We start from the raw sequence: 16,990 nt of genomic DNA on the forward strand, positions 1-16,990 counted from the left end.
TATGAAATCATACTTCTTCATCCCTGGAACATTATACAATAATGTAAGTAAGGTTAAGGCACAATTAGTGGATGAGGTTATTATAGATTTGGAGGACGCAGTAAAAGGATCCGAGCGTGAAAAAATTATTAATACCCTTTGTAATGCCTCCGATAGTAGGAAATATTGGTTGAGAGTACCATTAAGAGAAAGCTTTGAGCAGGAAGTTGACACCAATTTTTTGTCTCTATTTATGCGAAATGGATTTTCTAAAATGGTTTTACCAAAATTAAAATCGGAGGAAGAACTTAAGAAGGTACTTAATATCTGTAAAGCTGATGTTGAATTAGTAGTTTTAATTGAGCATCCTCGTCTGCTAATCGAGATTGAAAGTTTTCTCTTAGCTACTCACGATATTCATATTAGGAGCATAGGATTGGGGAGTCATGACTTAATGTCAATGATGGGAGCAAAGCATGCTCTTAGTAATTTAGAATATCCTCGGCAAAAGCTACTGTATACGGCAAAATCAGTAGGTATAGAAGCTATAGACATCGCTTCTATGGAATTGCAAAGGAAGGATATCTTTCTGGAAGAGTTGAAAGACGGATTCGAGAAAGGGTTCGACGGCAAGTTTCTTATACACCCCTGGCAGTTAGAACTCTTTAACAACTATACTTACTACTCTGAGAAGGACGTGGAGTGGGCAACTCAGGTACTAAAGGCATATAAGTTATCAGGCGGTAGCAGAGAGTTCTCCCCTATCGTTATAAACGATGAAGTTATCGAACGGCCTCACCTCAATAGAGCTAGAGCGATTATTAAGAAAATGGAAAGAAATGAAAGCAAGTAACCTCGGGAATTATTATGAAGACTTTGAAGTCGGAGAAATAATAAGACATTCGCTCTCGAAGACTATATTCGAAAGTGATAATAATTTTTTTAGTCTGTTGACGATGAACCATCATCCTGTACATCTAAACACTGATTATGCTGCTCAGAGACAACATGGAGAAATTTTAGTTGTCGGTACACTTGTATTCAGTATTGTGGTGGGAATCACAGTCCCAGATATAAGCGGTAAAGCTATTGCAAACTTAGCTTATGAAAATGTAGATCACCTACACCCTGTATTTATAAACGATACAATATATGCCGAAACAAAAGTTTTGGATAAGCGCGAGTCAACCTCAAAAAAAGATAGAGGTGTTGTTTATGTTGAGACTACAGCTTACAATCAAAAGCATGAGCAGGTGTTAAAATTTAGACGCAAAGTACTTATACCTAAAAGATAAGAAACATGAGCGAATTTTTGATGCGCAGCCTGATGTTTGTGCCAGGGCACAATGAAAAGTTGCTTATAAGTGCTGCAAAAAGTGAAGCCGATGTGTTATTATTTGATATAGAGGATTCTGTTCAGCCCGTTATAAACAAGCAAGTTGCAAGAGATACAATACAGAAGTATATACAAGATGGTATATTCGACAAGCGTATAGTTTACCCTAGGGTGAATGACCGCGAAAGTGGTGAACTACTGCGTGATATATATCAATTAACTATTCCTGGCATAAATGGGTTTGTCTATCCAAAAGCCAAGAGAGGTGAGGACATATATTTCTTTTGCAAATTGCTGGAAACCATTGAGTATGAAAAAGGTTTCCCAATCGGTACATTTAAAATTATACCCCTGATAGAAACTGCTTCCGCAGTATTAAATGCACAGGAAATATGTGCAGCGTCGAAACGGGTAATAGCGATTGCATATGGTTCTGAGGATTTTATCACTGATTTGGAAGGAGTACATGATAGAGAGCATATTAGCTTGTTTACTCCAAGAGCACTGATAGCAATGGCTGCAAGAGCATATAATATTACCCCGATTGATACTGTTCACGTCAAGGTGCATGATTTAGAAGATTTGGAGAGAAACTTAAAGCTTTCAAAAACACTTGGATATGAAGGGATGCTAGTATTAAATCCCAAAGAAATTCCTTTAGTCCATAAATACTTCTCCCCCTCAGATAAAGAAGTGGCGGATGCAGTCGAAATGCTCGAATTAGCAGGTGAAGCATCTAAGAATGGTGAAGGGGTGGCCATAAAAGAGGGTAAGTTCATCGGTCCCCCAATGATAAAGGCTGCGGGCAAAACATTATTGAAGAGTAAATTAATTAACAGAAAGCGAATTCTATGAAGATTGCAATTATGCAACCTTACTTATTTCCATATATAGGATATTTCCATTTACTACATGCTGTAAATAGATTTATTATTTATGATGATGTAACCTATATCAAACAAGGATGGATTAATCGAAATAATATATTAGTTAATGGAAAAGCGTCACTTTTTACAGTTCCGTTAGTTGGAGCTAGTTCTAACAAATTAATATACGATATAAATGTTGGTAACTTGACTAGGTGGAGTAATTCCTTTTATAAAACTATTGAGCAAAACTATAAAAAGGCACCAAACTATGAAGTAACATTAAAGTTGATACAAGATATCATAGAGTCGGATTATGAGTCAATTTCTGAGTTGTGCTTTAATAGCTTAGAACAAATAATGCGCTATCTTAAAATAAATACAGAAATCGTAGCAACATCAAGGATATATAATAATCAGAACCTTAGTTCACAGGACAGAGTGCTGGATATATGTATGAAAGAACAAGCTTCTCACTATATTAACCCTATAGGAGGAGCAGAACTTTACTCTAAAGAAGCCTTCTTGAAATCTGGTATCAAGCTTCATTTTATTAAATCACACTTGTCAGAGTATAAACAGTTGAAAAATGAGTTTATACCTTGGCTATCAATAATTGATATTTTGATGTTTAATTCACAAGAAGAGACTCAACTTATGTTGAACCAGTATGAATTACTATGAATGCTATTGGAGGATATTTCGAACTAGAATTGAGAAGAGGAGAAGAATTGCATGCTAATGCTATTAAATTAAATACTGGTCGGAACGCATTTAAGTATATCTTGTTAGCTAACTCCTATTCAAAGGTTTACATTCCATTTTATACTTGTGAGGTAATGCTGGAGCCAATTGAGGAAATGGCTATTAACTACGAATTTTACTCCGTAGACTCTAATCTTGAACCAATCTTTAATTTTGATCTATTGAAAGAAAATGAAGCTTTTTTGTATACAAATTACTTTGGTTTAAAAGATAAGTATCTTAAAAAGCTTAAAAACACTGTTGATAATTTGATTGTAGATAATGCGCAAGCTTTTTTCTCACTTCCTTTAGAGGGAGCACATACGTTCTATTCTCCTCGAAAATTTTTTGGTGTTTCAGATGGAGCTTATCTATATACAGATAAGTTAATAAATAATCAACTTGAAATAGACTACTCCTTCGAAAGATTAGAGCATTTGATGAGAAGAATTGAAAATAATGCTGAAGATGGCTATTATTACTATACAAGAAATGAGATTTTTCTATCTAATCAACCCATGCTTCAAATGTCGAATTTAACATGCAAGATTTTACAATCTTTAGATTATACAGAGATTTCTAATAGAAGAAGGTATAACTTCCTTTTTATGAAGGAATCTCTGAAAGACATAAACTTACTTGATTTTGAGTTGCACGAAAGTCAAGTCCCCATGACTTACCCTTTCTTATCAAATAATAGTTTTTTAAGGAATATTCTAGCAAATTACAAAATTTATACAGCTAGATATTGGGAAAATGTTTTAAAATGGGTTGGAAAGGATAGTATTGAATATAGATATACTTCAAGCATAGTTCATTTGCCAATCGATCAAAGGTATAATATATCTGATTTAGAAAGGATAGTAAAAATTGTAAGGAATGAAAACTAAGGTTATTATTATAGGAGGAAAAGGGGCAGCTATAGTTGTGGCCGAGCAAATTTATGATGCACAAATAAAAGGAGCCGATGTAGAACTCTTAGGCTTTGCCTTTGATGATGAATCATTGGGTAAAGAAATAAATGGCTTTCCTATACTTTGTAAAACATATGAAGCTAAGGATGGATATTCTAGATTTTCAGATATCAAGTTCATCTACCAGTTGTACCGGCCAGACGTTATGGCGGGAAGAATAGATCTCCTAAATAGCTATAGGATTCCAGCTGATAAATTTTATACTTTCATTCATCCATCAAGCTTTGTAGCGAGAAGTGCAAGTATTGGATTTGGGTGCTCTATTCTAGCAAATGCTGTCATTAATCCTAATGTTAAAATTGGTAATCACTGCTCTATACATTCCAATAGCTTAATTGGGCACGATACTAAAATGGGTGATTATAACTTTATTGCAGCGCATTCAGCAATTGGTAGCAACAACGAGTTTGGCAATGCAAATTTTGTAGGTCTTAATTCAACATTTAATAACTATATCACTGTTGGGAACCATTGCTTTATAGGTATGGCTTCAAATGTTGTCAAAAGTATAAACGATGGTGAAAAAGTATATGGTAATCCAGCAAAAGAGTTTAATAAACAAATAAAACCTTTATAAGCTTTGGAACCTTTAATAAGTATAGTCTCTTTAACGTATAATCATGAGAAGTTCATCAGGCAAACCCTTGATGGCTTTTTGATGCAGGAAACAGATTTTTCTTTTGAAATAGTTATTCATGATGATGCCTCTACAGATAACACACAATCAATTATAAGAGAATATGAAGTTAGATTTCCGCATATAATTAAACCAATTTTCCAAAAAGAGAATCAAAAATCTAAGGGGAACGGTATTGTTACCCAGATTGCTTTTGGTGCAGCTCGAGGCAAGTATATTGCTATTTGTGAAGGCGATGATTTTTGGACTGATTCCTTTAAACTACAAAAGCAGGTAGATTTCTTGGAAGCCAATCCAAACACTTCATTTTGTTTCCATAATGTTGATGTTGTAGATCAAAATAACACTTTATTATTTAGTGCAACTAGAATGAATTCTCCAATTTTATATAGTTGGCAAGATATTTTCCATATTTATATTCCGCCCTTATCTGTGGTATTTAGAAATATACCACTTCAGTATCCACCAGAAACGAAACAAATTCTTAACGGAGATATTCTACTCTTTGCACTTCTAACTTCATATGGTGGTGGGGCAAACCTCGGATTTGTAGGAGCCTGTTATCGTAAACATAGTGGTGGTATTTACTCAGGAGATTCACAAATCGGCAAATATGTTAATTCAGTTAGGAGCAGACGTGTAATGCTGAGGTCAGCTGTTTTTAACGCTAATCAGAAGAAGGAAATTGCTAAAGAAATTAAGATAAAGAAGCATAAATATCTTAAGAGGCTGATAAAATCAGGAAGAATAGTAGACTTTTTTAGATTGTCGATAGCGTAATGCCTAGTATAGTTAATCCTGGGAATTTAGATGCAGAGAATATAATAAGTTCAATCGCCGATTCCCTTAGGCAGACAAACGATACAATGCAAATGCTGAAATAGGAATCAATTATGCGATATAAATATTATAAAAATGTATCTATTAGAATTCTTATAGGGATTTAATTTTATAGAGAACAGATTATATTAATATGTTTCCTTCAGGCACTATGTCATAGCTATAATACTCTCTAAAATAGATTTAAAGAGTATCTTATCTATTCTTTGAATGTTATGATAATGTGCATAAAAATTGCAAATATGATTTCAAATATAGTAGTATCAGTTATTATACCGCATTACAATAGAATTGAGCTTATAGAAGAAACTATCAAAAGCCTTAGCAATCAAACTTATCGAAATTGGGAATGCTTAATAATTGATGATGGCTCTACTGGGCAAACTCTTGATAAAATAGGGAGTATTATTAAGGATGATGAAAGGATATCTCTATATAGCAGACCTGAACATTTCATAAAAGGTGCAAATTCCTGTCGGAGATATGGACTAACGTTATCAAAGGGGAAATATATTAAGTGGTTCGATTCGGATGACTTAATGGAGGAAAATTTGTTAGAAAAACAGGTCATGGCTTTAGAAAAGGGATACGATGGTGTGTTATGTAATTGTTCTATCTACAACGAGAATTTTAGCGTAATTATAAAGCATGGCTGGAGAAAAAAAATATATGATTCGAATTATCTTAAAGAGTATCTCAGAGGTCAGTTGGCTTGGCAAACAGGCACAGGACTCTGGAGTAAAGATCTGTGTGAAAAATTAAAACCTTTCAGCCAAAATCTTAAGAATGCTCAAGAATGGTTATTCCATTTCACTATTCTTTGTTCTCCAGCTAAGATTGCTATTATAAACTCATCTCTTGTAAGAATCAGAGCACATGAAGATTCAATTTCATATAAGAGTAGAGACGCTGAATATTTCTATAACAGGATATTAGCAAGAATTATGGCTCTAGATATATTGATAACTTCTGGAAATAGAGGTAAGAGGTATTTAATCAAAACAATAAGTAGGCAGTTGTTTATTTATATTAAAACATTTGAAGGAGCATATTTTATGAAAACCCTATTCCAAGCTTTAACACACAGTATATTTAGATTAAAGTTGCATAAAGTTAATGTTAGACCACCAGTTTTAGCAAAGCTTGAGCTAATTAATTAGCCTAAGCTATAAATAAGTATTATTCTGTTTTTCAGGACACATAGAAGGCATTAAATGAAGATACTCGTAACAGGAGCAGCAGGATTTATTGGGTTTCATCTTTCGTTGAAGCTCGCTAAGTTAGGATTTGAAGTTATAGGCATAGACAGCATTAACGATTATTATGATGTTCAGCTAAAGTACGAAAGGCTAAAACAAGCTGGAATTAGTTCTATAAGGAAGGATCTTGAGAGTTCGCAAAGTGTTATTTATAGAAACTATAAATTCTTTAAAATCAATTTAGAGGCCAAGGACGATATTGGACAGTTGTTTGAGAGCGAAAAGTTTGATGTTGTAATTAATTTAGCTGCACAGGCTGGTGTGCGTTATTCTCTTGAAAATCCATATGCGTATGCAGAAAGTAATCTTGTAGGATTTCTCAATATTCTTGAAGGATGTCGCTCTAATAAAGTCAAGCAACTTATCTATGCGAGTTCATCAAGTGTTTATGGTCTTAACTCATCCTTGCCGTTCTTTGAGGAACAGTCAACAGAGCATCCGGTTTCTCTTTATGCAGCTACTAAGAAAGCAAATGAGATGATGGCCCATTCTTACAGTCACCTTTACAATCTCCCTACGACAGCACTTCGTTTCTTCACAGTGTATGGCCCTTGGGGCAGACCGGATATGGCTATGTTTCTTTTTACAAAAGCTATTCTTGAAGGTAAACCTATAAAAGTATTCAATAATGGCGATATGCTAAGAGACTTCACTTACGTTGAAGATGTTGTGGAAAGCATAAGTAGGCTTATTAATAAACCCGCTTCGGCAGATAGAACATGGAGTAGTATTGCCCCAAAGACAGATACTTCAAGCGCTCCCTATCGTGTTTTTAATATTGGAAACTCTAACCCTATCAAACTCATGGATTATATTGAGGCCCTTGAGGATGCATTAGGCATAAAAGCTATAAAGCATATGCTCCCAATACAACCAGGAGATGTATTAGCAACACATGCCAATACAGAGAAACTAGTGTCGGCAATTGATTATAAGCCAAAAACTAGTGTTAAGGATGGGGTTAAGAAGTTCGTTGACTGGTACCTGGCCTTTTATATTAATACATCCAAAAAGGTTAACGCATAACCTTTAGCAAACTACTTCAATGCCTCTTTTTTCAATCATAACACCTACGTTTAACAGAGCTGACTTACTCCCAAAAATGATTGAGAGCGTGAAGGGACAAACCTTTACCGATTGGGAGTTAATCATAGTTGACGACGGATCTACTGAAAATTCACCGACAATAGTTGATGAGTATCAAAGCGATGCAAGAATTAGGTTTATACAAAAGGATAACACTGGAGCTGCTCATAGTAGAAATGTAGGTGCTGAAAGTGCGACAGGTGATTTCCTGACTTTTCTGGATAGTGATGATGAAGTCAAAGATTCATGGCTAATGTCAGTATCAGAGAAAGTAGAAAAAGACACAGGATTGATTAGTGTTGGTGCTATCAGGAAATTCCCTAATGGTAGTATTGTTTTAGAGCGGCCTTACAGCTTAAAACTGTTTTCTAAGGAATTCTTTGTGAAGTTTACTGCTGGGTCTCTGTTTGTAAGGAGGAAAATTTTCCAGGCAGTTAAAGGCTATGATACAGCGTTACATTCTAATCATCATACAGATTTAGGGTATAGATTAATGATGTACTGGAAGGAAAACCCTTTCAAAATTTCCAATTTGGATGAATGCCTAATCCAGATCAATGTCCATGAAGGCGCCAGGATCAGAACAAACTGGCAAAAGGTGAGCTCGGGTACATTAGCATTTACAGAAAAGCATTATGTTTTTCTTAAAAAGCACAAAAGAGATTTTTTATCCAACTCTTATTCAGTTGTTGCTCATTCATTCTATAAGCTGAAGAATAAAGAAAATGCCTTGAGTTTTACTATCAAAGCTATAAAATATAGGCCATTCTACTTCAAAAATTATGCGAGGTTGGTTAAGTATTTATTGAGTTAATGTGATTTAAAATAACCTAAATAATCATTGACAGCTCTATCAACTTAAGCTAGTGCCCCTTTAAAAACCATAAAATAAATGAAGGTACTTTATATTATTGACTCTTTTCAGATCGGCGGGGCAGAGAGGAGTCTTTTAGATATTACATCAAATCTACCAGGAGCAGAAGTTGTTGTATGTGGAGTGTATAAACGAGATGATTTGCTTCAGGAATTTATCAAAAGAGGCATAAATATTTATCATCTCAGCATAAATGGCAAATACAACTGGAGAAAAGCATTCAAGGAGATATCCAAAGTAGTTGATAGGGAGAAGCCAGATATAATACATGGCACGCTTTTTCGGTCTTGTATTTTATCTCGTTTTATCGGCAGGAAATACAAGCTTCCGGTTATAAACAGTATTGTTAGCGATTCTTATGGCGAAGAGCGATTATCTTCAATGCATCCTGTAAGAAGAGCAAAACACTATTATACTTTTTTACTTGACAAGATAACTTCAGGAAAAGTAAATTTATTTATTTCCAATTCTAACGCTGTTAAAAGGTCTTACTCTTCTCGTCTAGGCATATCAGAAAGTAAAATAGTAACGATATACAGAGGAAGAGAAGCCGGCAAATATATTAAAAGCGTTAACTCTGAAAAGGTTAAAAAAGAAGTTTCACCACAGTATAATTTGGAGGGGCATTTTGTATTTGTTTGTGTGGGTCGATTAGTAGAGAGTAAAGGACATCTACTTTTACTACAGGCATTTAAACAACTGTCTCTAAAGTATCCTAACACCTCTTTGCTGATTGTTGGAGAGGGGCCATTTAGACGAGAAATTGAGGAATATATCTCATCCAACAACCTAGAGGCTAATACCATTTTATTAGGCAACAGAAACGACATACCGTCTCTGCTTAATATATCTGATGCGTTCGTGACAAGCACATACTACGAAGGTTTGTCTGGAGCCATTATTGAGGCGATGTTTAGTAATCTTCCTATTATCGCCTCTGACATTGAGCCTAACCTGGAGTTAGTCGGTGATGATAGAGGGTGGACATTCAAGAAAGGAGATTGGTCGGAGTTATACGATAAAATGGAGCTTCTTCTCCAGAATCATGGGGACAGCAAACTAAAAGTAGAGAAAGCATTTAAATTTGCCAACTTACATTTAGAAATATCTGCTGTAACCAAAAAATACTTAGACACATACCGTAATTTAATTGATGAAAATACTGTTTCTAGACACTAAACCAATAAGGAGAGGCGCTCAGGTTTTTTTACATGATTTGAGTAATGAAATAATTGGCAGGGGGCATCAAGTCAAGAAAGTTTATTTGTATAATGAAGAAGGCGCTGCCAGGTTAGAACTGAATAGTGGCGATGCGGTAATTGGAGGAGATGATGCCCATTTCTTTGAGAAATTCCCAACTATTAACCCGTCTGTATTAAATAGAGTTGCAACCATTATCAATGAATGGAAGCCTGACTTAATATTGCTGAATGGTTCAAGGACGCTAAAATATGGCGCTGCGTTAAAAAAAATTAAAGGTATAACAGTACCATTAGTTTACAGAATAATAGACAGCGTTACATTTTGGAACCCACATGCCTATAAGCAACTGTATTACCGAAAATTAGTCATGCCAAGCATTGCTGCTGCAGTTGGGGTGAGTCGTGCTTCATTAACGGATGTACAGCAGTTGCATAAGTTCTCCAAACCATCCAGAGTAATTCCAAGAGCCATATCAACTAAAAATTTTGAGGGAGTATCTTCTAAGGAGAGCATCCGTAAGCGCTTGGGAATAAATGAGGATGATAGGGTGGTTCTTTTTCTGGGAAACCTTACAGCACAGAAGCGTCCTGACCGGTTTCTGGGGGCAATAAAGATATTAAAGGCTCGGCATCATAATCTAAAGGGATGGATAGTAGGAGATGGAGTGCTAAGAGAAGAAAGTGAACAACTAGCTCAAAAATTAGAACTTACAGACGCTGTCAGATTTTGGGGATATCAAAGCAAAGTAGGTGATTTTATTGCTGCCTCAGATATTTTGATGCTATCAAGTGATACTGAAGGTTTACCTGGAGTAGTATTGGAAGCAGGTTTTTTCGGAGTGCCAACTGTAAGCACAAACGTAGGTGGTATCAAGGAATGTCTTGAGGATACTGTGTCTGGCTTTATAACTGATAAAAGTGCAGAAATGCTTGCTGCCAAAGCTGACTTGATGTTAGAAGACGAAGACCTCCGATTAAAAATGGGGGCTGCAGCCAAGAGTAAAGTGATTGATAGTTTTACCATCGAGAGGGTAGGGTATCAGTATATAGATTTTTTTGAGGAATTGCTATCAACATGCAAGAGGAAGTAAGAGTATTACACTTAATTAAGTCACTGGGAAGAGGCGGTGCAGAAATGCTTCTTCCTGAAACGCTTAAAGTGCATAACCGGCAGCAATTTGAATTCCATTATGCGTATTTTCTCCCATGGAAAGACCAGATGGTGCCTGCACTCGAGGCTTTGGGTGCCAAGCCAGTCTGCTTTAAGGCCAACAATAACCTGCAAATGTTTCAGCGGGTCAATGCCATTTGCCACTATGTACAAGAACACAAAATTGATGTAATCCATTGTCACCTTCCTTGGGCAGGGGTAATTGGGAGGTTAGTTGGAAAGAAAACAGATGTGCCAGTCGTCTACACTGAGCATAATAAATGGGAGCGTTATAATAAAATTACTTATTGGCTTAACAAACTAAGCTTTAGTTGGCAGGATGCCACGGTGGCTGTGTCAGATGATGTACAACAGTCTATTCGCAAGAATACAAACAGCTCTTCTTTTCGCAATTTTCAGTTGCCAGTCGAAGATCAAGCTAAAAAGAGAGGCAAAGCTCAGAAACCTTACTTGCTTAATATACTGAATGGTGTCAATACTACTCATTTTGTGCGGGATGAAGAGGCAGGCCTGCAAGTTTGGAAGGAATTAGGCATTCCGGCAAACGCTCCTGTGATAGGTACGGTTTCCGTGTTCCGGTTCCAGAAGCGCCTGGACGTATGGATGGAGATTGCAGCTGATATTCTGAAGAGAATGCCTGAGGCGCATTTTATTATTGTAGGTGATGGTCCGCTCAAAGAAGAGCTATTGGCAAAAAGGAAAGCACTCGGTTTAGAAGAGCGCCTGCACATGCCTGGCCTCAAAACAGATGTAAAACCCTACTTCAGCGCTATGGATATTTATATGATGTCCTCCATATTCGAAGGACTCCCTATCGCCCTACTGGAAGCCATGAGCTGTGGCTGCGCTGTGATCAGCACCGAGGCAGGCGGTGTAGGTGAAGTAGTAGAAGAAGGTATGAGCGGCCTGCTCTGTGATGTAGATGACTACAGCAAACTGGCTGATTACGGAGTGCAGCTACTTCAAAACCAGGAGCAACTAGCTGCCCTTGCAACCGGAGCCCGCGAACGGGTGCAGACTGATTTCAGCATAAATAAAATGACAAAGCAGCTCGAAGAGCTATATTTGTATCTGAAAGAGGAGAGAGTAAAAACCGTGTCCAACCACTCCTAACTTAAACTGTCATCTCAAAAGAATTGATAGATCTGGATTATTTTAGAGCAGTAAGAATACTTCAGATTTCTCCCGCTGGTCGAAATGACAGAATAACCTTAGTTAATAATTTCGAGGAACCAGGGGAAACAGACTGAAACAATGCAGATAAGAAAAGGTACAGAAGCCGATATTCCAGCAATCGTAGAACTACTGAAGTCTTCATTAGGCGAAGGCATGATCCAGAAGTCGGAACGCTTGTGGAACTGGAAGCATGTCAAGAATCCGCATGGCGCATCGCCAGTGCTGGTAGCTGAAGCTGACGGGCAGGTAGTGGGTGTAAGAGCTTTTCTGCGTTGGCAGTGGCAGTACAAAGGGCAGGTGCTACAAGCTATTCGTGCCGTGGATACTGCTACGCACCCTGACTTTCAGGGGAAAGGCATTTTTAAGAAACTGACGCTACAAGGCTTGGAGGATGCAAAAGCGGCAGGTATAGATTTGGTATACAATACGCCCAATGAAAGTAGTAAGCCTGGTTACCTGAAGATGGGCTGGATCGAGATGGGACGCATGGCTTTAAAGCTGAAAGTTAATCCATTTGCCTACAAGCAGCATACTTTACCAGCATTACCTGAGCAGGACTGGAATAAATTATCACATCTTCTTACCAGGCTTTCGAACCCAATAACAAAGGCTGATCAGGTACAAACACTTATTAGCACGAATTACATTCAATGGCGCTACCAGGATAACCCACTTTTCGACTATTATTTTCTTTCTGATTATCAATCTTACGTATTATTTTTCCGCTTTAAACCTCATAGTTTTGGGCAAGAAATGCGAGTGGTTGATTTGTTTATTGACGACCAACAGTTTGATAGCGATGCTAAGAAATCACTGGCAAATTCTTTCCGAAAGATTAGTAAAGCCTGTTTTCTTACTTCCGCTTCTGGCAGGCACTTTCAATTAGTAAATAGTGTTTACCCTGGCATGGGTCTACTACCAGTAATGGATAAAGGACCTATTGTGACCCTACGTAATGTTAGCTTGCCAGAGAAAGTTTTTGCTGAACTAAGTGAGCAGGAAAGCTGGGGCTATGCCCTTGGAGATATGGAATTGTTTTAGAGCAGATGATTGGAGCTGTCGTACTAATTTTTATACTGTATTTAATTAATCAGCCTCTTCTGAAGTCTTATCAAAAGAAGTTTTCCTTCTTTTCGGTAACGCTGATGAACAAGCTGTATTTTTATCATCTGCTGTTTTGGGGGGTATACTATGCTTACACGCTATTTAATAATTCAGATTCCAAAACGTATTTTGCAAGATCAGCTGAGTATACTGGGGCTTGGACTAATCTTTTAGTAACAGGTACACGCTTTATTGAATTTGTGGCTTATCCGTTTACAAATACTTTCGGATTTAGCTATGAGATGGCTATGCTTCTATTCGCCTGGTTCGGCTATATCGGCTTTGTTCATTTCTATATTTTCTTTCGTGAAAATTTAAAGCTTAAGCTTCAACTCTGGGGCTATGATTTGCTAATTATCTTGCTTTTCCTGCCAAATATGCACTTTTGGACGGCCTCGTTGGGCAAGGGAGCTCTTATATTTATGGGTATAGGGCTATTTGCCTATGGCATGCGCTTTCCTCAAAAACGCCTTTTCGCTCTAATTTTAGGCTCTCTAACTGTATACATGGTCCGTCCCCATATGTTCATGTTTTTAGGGGTAGGAGCAGTTGTTGGTTATTTTACCGGTAGGGAAAAAGTGCCTTTCTACCAGAAAATATTAGTTTACGTGGCATTTGCTGGAGCTATTTTTGTCATGTCAGATCAGATTCTGGCTATGGCGAATATCAATGAAGAGGATGTGGTAGGAAGTTTCCAGGATTTCTCGCAGGTACAGGCAGGAAGATTGCAGAGTGCTGGATCCGGTGTTGATATTACCAGCTATCCGCTCCCTTTAAAACTCTTTACCTTCTGGTTCCGGCCTCTGTTCGTTGATGCTCCCGGTGCACTTGGTATATTTGTTTCTTTTGAGAACTTGCTCTACGTGATCTTAGCCTGGAAGTTGATAGATAAAGATTTTATTCCATTCCTGAAGAAGTCAACCTCTTTGGTAAAAATGAGCCTGGTAATCTTCATTGCTTCTTCTATAGCACTATCCTTTGTGATGTCGAACTTAGGGATTGCGATGCGGCAGAAGAGTATGGTAATGTATTTTCTGTTCTTTGTGATTATCTCTTTTATGGAATACAAGAAACAGAAGAAGATCGCTTTGTTTCAGATGAAGAAGAAAAGGCTGGAGGAGCAGGAACGGTTGGTGGGGTACGCTTCTCCGGCGGTTTAGGGATATCAATGCACGATTGTCATCCCTCTGCCCCTCCCGAATCAAGTCCGGGATCTTCGACTTCAAAGGGGGCACATAAGCACGAGTAAAAAGGGCGTTCCAACCACCCGTCACCTTTCCTTTAACATAAGTTATGATCAACGATATACCTGTCTTCACCATCTCCCTGGACTTTGAATTGTACTGGGGAATATTTGATAAAGTACCTTTGGCAGAGCGAAAAAAGTACTTTACAAATACCCGCCGGGTTATCCCAGAAATGCTGACCCTATTTGAGCAGCAACAGGTGCAGGTGACCTGGGCTACAGTGGGGATGATCTTTGCTAAAGATTGGAATGACTGGACCAACGCTATACCTGCGCTGCGGCCATCATATCATAATGATCAGCTTTCGGCTTACCGGCTAAAGGATGAATTTGGAAGGGATGGGAGTCTGAAAGATTTCTTTTTTGCGCCTGACTTGGTGCGCCAAATCGACTGCACGCCTTACCAGGAAATGGCGACCCATACCTTCGCGCACTACTATTGCCAGGAGGCTGGACAGACAGTAGAGCAGTTCCGGCAGGACCTGCAGGCGGCACAAGGTACAGCGGCCCGCCAAGGAATGAAGCTGGAGTCGCTTGTGTTTCCGCGTAACCAGTTTAATGAGCAATACCTGCGTGTTTGCTATGAAGAAGGTATCAAAACGGTCCGCTCTAACCCAAGCGATTGGTTCTGGAAACAGATAGTGAAGGATACACTATCAAGTAAGATTTTCCGAACAGGAGATGCTTACCTACCATTGGGGAAAAGAACCTCTTTCCCACTCTCTTCCCTCCAGGTGGAAGATGGTTTGCCTTTGGCTATACCTGCCAGTCGCTTCTTAAGACCTGTTGACGGGAAAAGGGATATCCTGAACAAACTGCGCCTCAACCGCATTGTATCAGAAATGACCGTAGCTGCCAAGCGCAAAGAGTGCTACCACCTCTGGTGGCATCCGCACAACTTCGGCAGCTACCCCGAGCGCAGCATGTCCGATCTGCGGGTGATCATTGATCATTATAAAAAGCTAGAGCAGCAATATGGAATGCGAAGCTTGAGTATGCGGGGGATTTATGAGTATGTAATTTCTTAAGAGCTATGTTGTCATTTCGACGATAGGAGAAATCTGAGATAATGTGAAAACCTTAAAGTACCCAGATTTCTCATTGCATTCGAAATGACAGTTTAAGTTTGTTTACCTTTGCACCCGAAAACAAATTTACCAACAATGCCCCCAGTTCTTATCCGCATCACCACAGTCCCGCTTTCCCTACAGAAGCTGATTACAGGTCAGTTACCCTACATGCGCTCCAAAGGCTTTGAGCCCATAATGGTGTCGGCGGCAGGGACAGAGTCAGAGTTGGTGGTGCAAGAACAGGAAGCACCCTTGGTGGAGATAGGGATGACACGCAAGATCACTCCAGTGCAGGATATGAAGGCCCTCTGGCAATTTTATCGTATCTGCAAAAAGTACAGGCCCGCTATCGTACACTCCCATACCCCAAAGGCGGGCATCGTTGGTATGCTGGGTGCTAAACTGGCTGGTGTCCCCGTTCGTTTACACACAGTAGCAGGACTTCCATTAATGGAAACACAAGGCAAAACCCGGCTGCTACTGGAGGCGGTGGAAAAGCTCACCTACGCCTGCGCCACGAAGGTATACCCCAACTCAACGGTACTGAAAGACTTTATCCTGGAGAGCGGCTTTTGCGGTCCGGATAAGGTAAAAGTGATCGGAAACGGCAGCAGCAACGGTATCAATACAGCTTTCTTCAGCTGGGATCAATTGAATGAATCAAAACTGCAGGAATTGAAAGCCATCTTAGGTATAGAACCTAATGATTTTGTGTTCGTGTTTATAGGTCGTTTAGTTAAAGACAAAGGTATACAGGAACTGGTACAGGCCTTTGTGAAGCTGCAAAAGCAGTATACGCGGGTGAAATTGCTACTGGTGGGACCATTCGAACAGGATCTCAATCCCATATCAGAAGAGATACTGCAGGAGATAAAACAGAATAGCTGCATAGTATCTGTAGGCTTTCAGAATGATGTGCGTCCTTATCTGGCGATCAGCCAAGCACTAGCCTTTCCGTCATACCGTGAGGGCTTCCCGAATGTGCCTATGCAGGCAGGATGCTTTGGGCTGCCCGCTATCGTGACAGATATTAATGGTTGCAATGAGATTATCAGGCAGGACGAAAACGGCCTGATCGTACCGCCAAAGTCTACAGAGGCTTTGTACGCAGCCATGGAACGCTTCATCACCGATAAAGCAGCCTTCGCCCATATGCAGGCTCAGGCGCGAAAGTTGATCGTGGAGCGCTATGAGCAAACTCATTTCTGGGAGCTTTTATTAGATGAATACCAAAACGCATTAGGCTTTTTAAAAGCTTAAACTCTAAGTTTGTACTTCATTAATAATATTTACCTATGAGAATAGCTGTAGTTGGCACCGGTTACGTGGGTCTTGTGACGGGCACCTGCTTTGCCGAGGTGGGCATCGACGTGACCTGCATCGACATCGACTCCAAGAAGATAGACAACCTCAAGCAGGGCATCCT

Annotated in this window: 18 protein-coding genes; all 18 read left to right on the forward strand. The window is 38.8% G+C overall.

All coding sequences use genetic code 11. From position 1 onward, the window contains the following. The first annotated feature begins 1 nt into the window (after window position 1). Entirely contained in the window at window positions 2-832 is an 831-nt protein-coding gene (locus I0P70_RS13260; protein WP_196118706.1) for a CoA ester lyase, read from the forward strand. Then, window positions 819-1,274, forward strand: coding sequence for a MaoC family dehydratase (locus tag I0P70_RS13265; protein WP_196118709.1), 456 nt, complete (start codon window positions 819-821; stop codon window positions 1,272-1,274). Before I0P70_RS13260 ends, I0P70_RS13265 begins: the two co-directional genes overlap by 14 nt. A gap of 5 nt (window positions 1,275-1,279) precedes the next feature. Next, window positions 1,280-2,170 carry a CoA ester lyase gene (locus I0P70_RS13270; RefSeq protein WP_196118712.1) on the forward strand — a complete coding sequence of 297 codons (891 nt, stop codon included), beginning with the start codon at window positions 1,280-1,282 and terminating at the stop codon, window positions 2,168-2,170. Beyond that, the gene (locus tag I0P70_RS13275) at window positions 2,167-2,865 is read left to right on the forward strand and encodes a WbqC family protein (protein ID WP_196118714.1); all 699 of its coding nucleotides are present in this window, start codon (window positions 2,167-2,169) and stop codon (window positions 2,863-2,865) included. Before I0P70_RS13270 ends, I0P70_RS13275 begins: the two co-directional genes overlap by 4 nt. Then, a complete protein-coding gene (locus I0P70_RS13280) occupies window positions 2,862-3,815 on the forward strand; it encodes a hypothetical protein (protein ID WP_196118716.1) in 954 nt (317 codons plus the stop codon). Before I0P70_RS13275 ends, I0P70_RS13280 begins: the two co-directional genes overlap by 4 nt. Continuing rightward, entirely contained in the window at window positions 3,805-4,476 is a 672-nt protein-coding gene (locus I0P70_RS13285; RefSeq protein WP_196118718.1) for a sialic acid O-acetyltransferase, read from the forward strand. Before I0P70_RS13280 ends, I0P70_RS13285 begins: the two co-directional genes overlap by 11 nt. Window positions 4,477-4,479: 3 nt before the next feature. Then, entirely contained in the window at window positions 4,480-5,316 is an 837-nt protein-coding gene (locus I0P70_RS13290) for a glycosyltransferase (protein WP_196118720.1), read from the forward strand. 302 nt (window positions 5,317-5,618) lie between these two features. Next, entirely contained in the window at window positions 5,619-6,536 is a 918-nt protein-coding gene (locus tag I0P70_RS13295) for a glycosyltransferase family 2 protein (RefSeq protein ID WP_196118722.1), read from the forward strand. 54 nt (window positions 6,537-6,590) lie between these two features. Continuing rightward, a complete protein-coding gene (locus I0P70_RS13300) occupies window positions 6,591-7,661 on the forward strand; it encodes an NAD-dependent epimerase (RefSeq protein ID WP_196118724.1) in 1,071 nt (356 codons plus the stop codon). Window positions 7,662-7,680: 19 nt separating this feature from the next. Next, complete coding sequence (locus I0P70_RS13305) at window positions 7,681-8,535, forward strand: glycosyltransferase family A protein (protein ID WP_196118727.1); 855 nt, start codon at window positions 7,681-7,683, stop codon at window positions 8,533-8,535. A 78-nt stretch (window positions 8,536-8,613) separates the two neighbouring features. After that, window positions 8,614-9,774, forward strand: coding sequence for a glycosyltransferase (locus I0P70_RS13310; protein ID WP_196118729.1), 1,161 nt, complete (start codon window positions 8,614-8,616; stop codon window positions 9,772-9,774). Continuing rightward, window positions 9,749-10,888 (forward strand): glycosyltransferase family 4 protein, encoded by a 1,140-nt coding sequence (locus tag I0P70_RS13315; RefSeq protein WP_196118731.1) that lies wholly within the window; start codon window positions 9,749-9,751, stop codon window positions 10,886-10,888. Before I0P70_RS13310 ends, I0P70_RS13315 begins: the two co-directional genes overlap by 26 nt. Before the next feature lie 44 nt (window positions 10,889-10,932). After that, window positions 10,933-12,081 carry a glycosyltransferase gene (locus tag I0P70_RS13320; RefSeq protein ID WP_196118734.1) on the forward strand — a complete coding sequence of 383 codons (1,149 nt, stop codon included), beginning with the start codon at window positions 10,933-10,935 and terminating at the stop codon, window positions 12,079-12,081. A gap of 141 nt (window positions 12,082-12,222) precedes the next feature. Beyond that, entirely contained in the window at window positions 12,223-13,185 is a 963-nt protein-coding gene (locus I0P70_RS13325) for a GNAT family N-acetyltransferase (RefSeq protein WP_196118737.1), read from the forward strand. Between the two features lie 104 nt (window positions 13,186-13,289). Then, on the forward strand, window positions 13,290-14,408 hold the full coding sequence (locus I0P70_RS13330; RefSeq protein ID WP_230392176.1) for a hypothetical protein: 1,119 nt from the start codon (window positions 13,290-13,292) through the stop codon (window positions 14,406-14,408). A 133-nt stretch (window positions 14,409-14,541) separates the two neighbouring features. Continuing rightward, window positions 14,542-15,522 carry a polysaccharide deacetylase family protein gene (locus I0P70_RS13335; RefSeq protein ID WP_196118742.1) on the forward strand — a complete coding sequence of 327 codons (981 nt, stop codon included), beginning with the start codon at window positions 14,542-14,544 and terminating at the stop codon, window positions 15,520-15,522. A 135-nt stretch (window positions 15,523-15,657) separates the two neighbouring features. Continuing rightward, window positions 15,658-16,824, forward strand: a complete 1,167-nt coding sequence (locus I0P70_RS13340) for a glycosyltransferase family 4 protein (protein WP_196118745.1) — start codon at window positions 15,658-15,660, stop codon at window positions 16,822-16,824. Between the two features lie 35 nt (window positions 16,825-16,859). Beyond that, window positions 16,860-16,990: 3-hydroxyacyl-CoA dehydrogenase NAD-binding domain-containing protein (locus tag I0P70_RS13345; RefSeq protein ID WP_196118747.1), on the forward strand; the 131-nt coding region annotated here is incomplete at its 3' end.

It is taken from the genome of Pontibacter sp. FD36, assembly GCF_015686655.1.
Lineage (GTDB): Bacteria > Bacteroidota > Bacteroidia > Cytophagales > Hymenobacteraceae > Pontibacter.

Coding starts and splice junctions, on each gene's coding strand:
- I0P70_RS13260 (WP_196118706.1), top strand. CDS start 2: ATGAAATCATACTTCTTCATCCCTGGAACATTATACAATAATGTAAGT.
- I0P70_RS13265 (WP_196118709.1), top strand. CDS start 819: ATGAAAGCAAGTAACCTCGGGAATTATTATGAAGACTTTGAAGTCGGA.
- I0P70_RS13270 (WP_196118712.1), top strand. CDS start 1,280: ATGAGCGAATTTTTGATGCGCAGCCTGATGTTTGTGCCAGGGCACAAT.
- I0P70_RS13275 (WP_196118714.1), top strand. CDS start 2,167: ATGAAGATTGCAATTATGCAACCTTACTTATTTCCATATATAGGATAT.
- I0P70_RS13280 (WP_196118716.1), top strand. CDS start 2,862: ATGAATGCTATTGGAGGATATTTCGAACTAGAATTGAGAAGAGGAGAA.
- I0P70_RS13285 (WP_196118718.1), top strand. CDS start 3,805: ATGAAAACTAAGGTTATTATTATAGGAGGAAAAGGGGCAGCTATAGTT.
- I0P70_RS13295 (WP_196118722.1), top strand. CDS start 5,619: ATGATTTCAAATATAGTAGTATCAGTTATTATACCGCATTACAATAGA.
- I0P70_RS13300 (WP_196118724.1), top strand. CDS start 6,591: ATGAAGATACTCGTAACAGGAGCAGCAGGATTTATTGGGTTTCATCTT.
- I0P70_RS13305 (WP_196118727.1), top strand. CDS start 7,681: ATGCCTCTTTTTTCAATCATAACACCTACGTTTAACAGAGCTGACTTA.
- I0P70_RS13310 (WP_196118729.1), top strand. CDS start 8,614: ATGAAGGTACTTTATATTATTGACTCTTTTCAGATCGGCGGGGCAGAG.
- I0P70_RS13315 (WP_196118731.1), top strand. CDS start 9,749: ATGAAAATACTGTTTCTAGACACTAAACCAATAAGGAGAGGCGCTCAG.
- I0P70_RS13320 (WP_196118734.1), top strand. CDS start 10,933: ATGCTTCTTCCTGAAACGCTTAAAGTGCATAACCGGCAGCAATTTGAA.
- I0P70_RS13325 (WP_196118737.1), top strand. CDS start 12,223: ATGCAGATAAGAAAAGGTACAGAAGCCGATATTCCAGCAATCGTAGAA.
- I0P70_RS13330 (WP_230392176.1), top strand. CDS start 13,290: ATGAACAAGCTGTATTTTTATCATCTGCTGTTTTGGGGGGTATACTAT.
- I0P70_RS13335 (WP_196118742.1), top strand. CDS start 14,542: ATGATCAACGATATACCTGTCTTCACCATCTCCCTGGACTTTGAATTG.
- I0P70_RS13340 (WP_196118745.1), top strand. CDS start 15,658: ATGCCCCCAGTTCTTATCCGCATCACCACAGTCCCGCTTTCCCTACAG.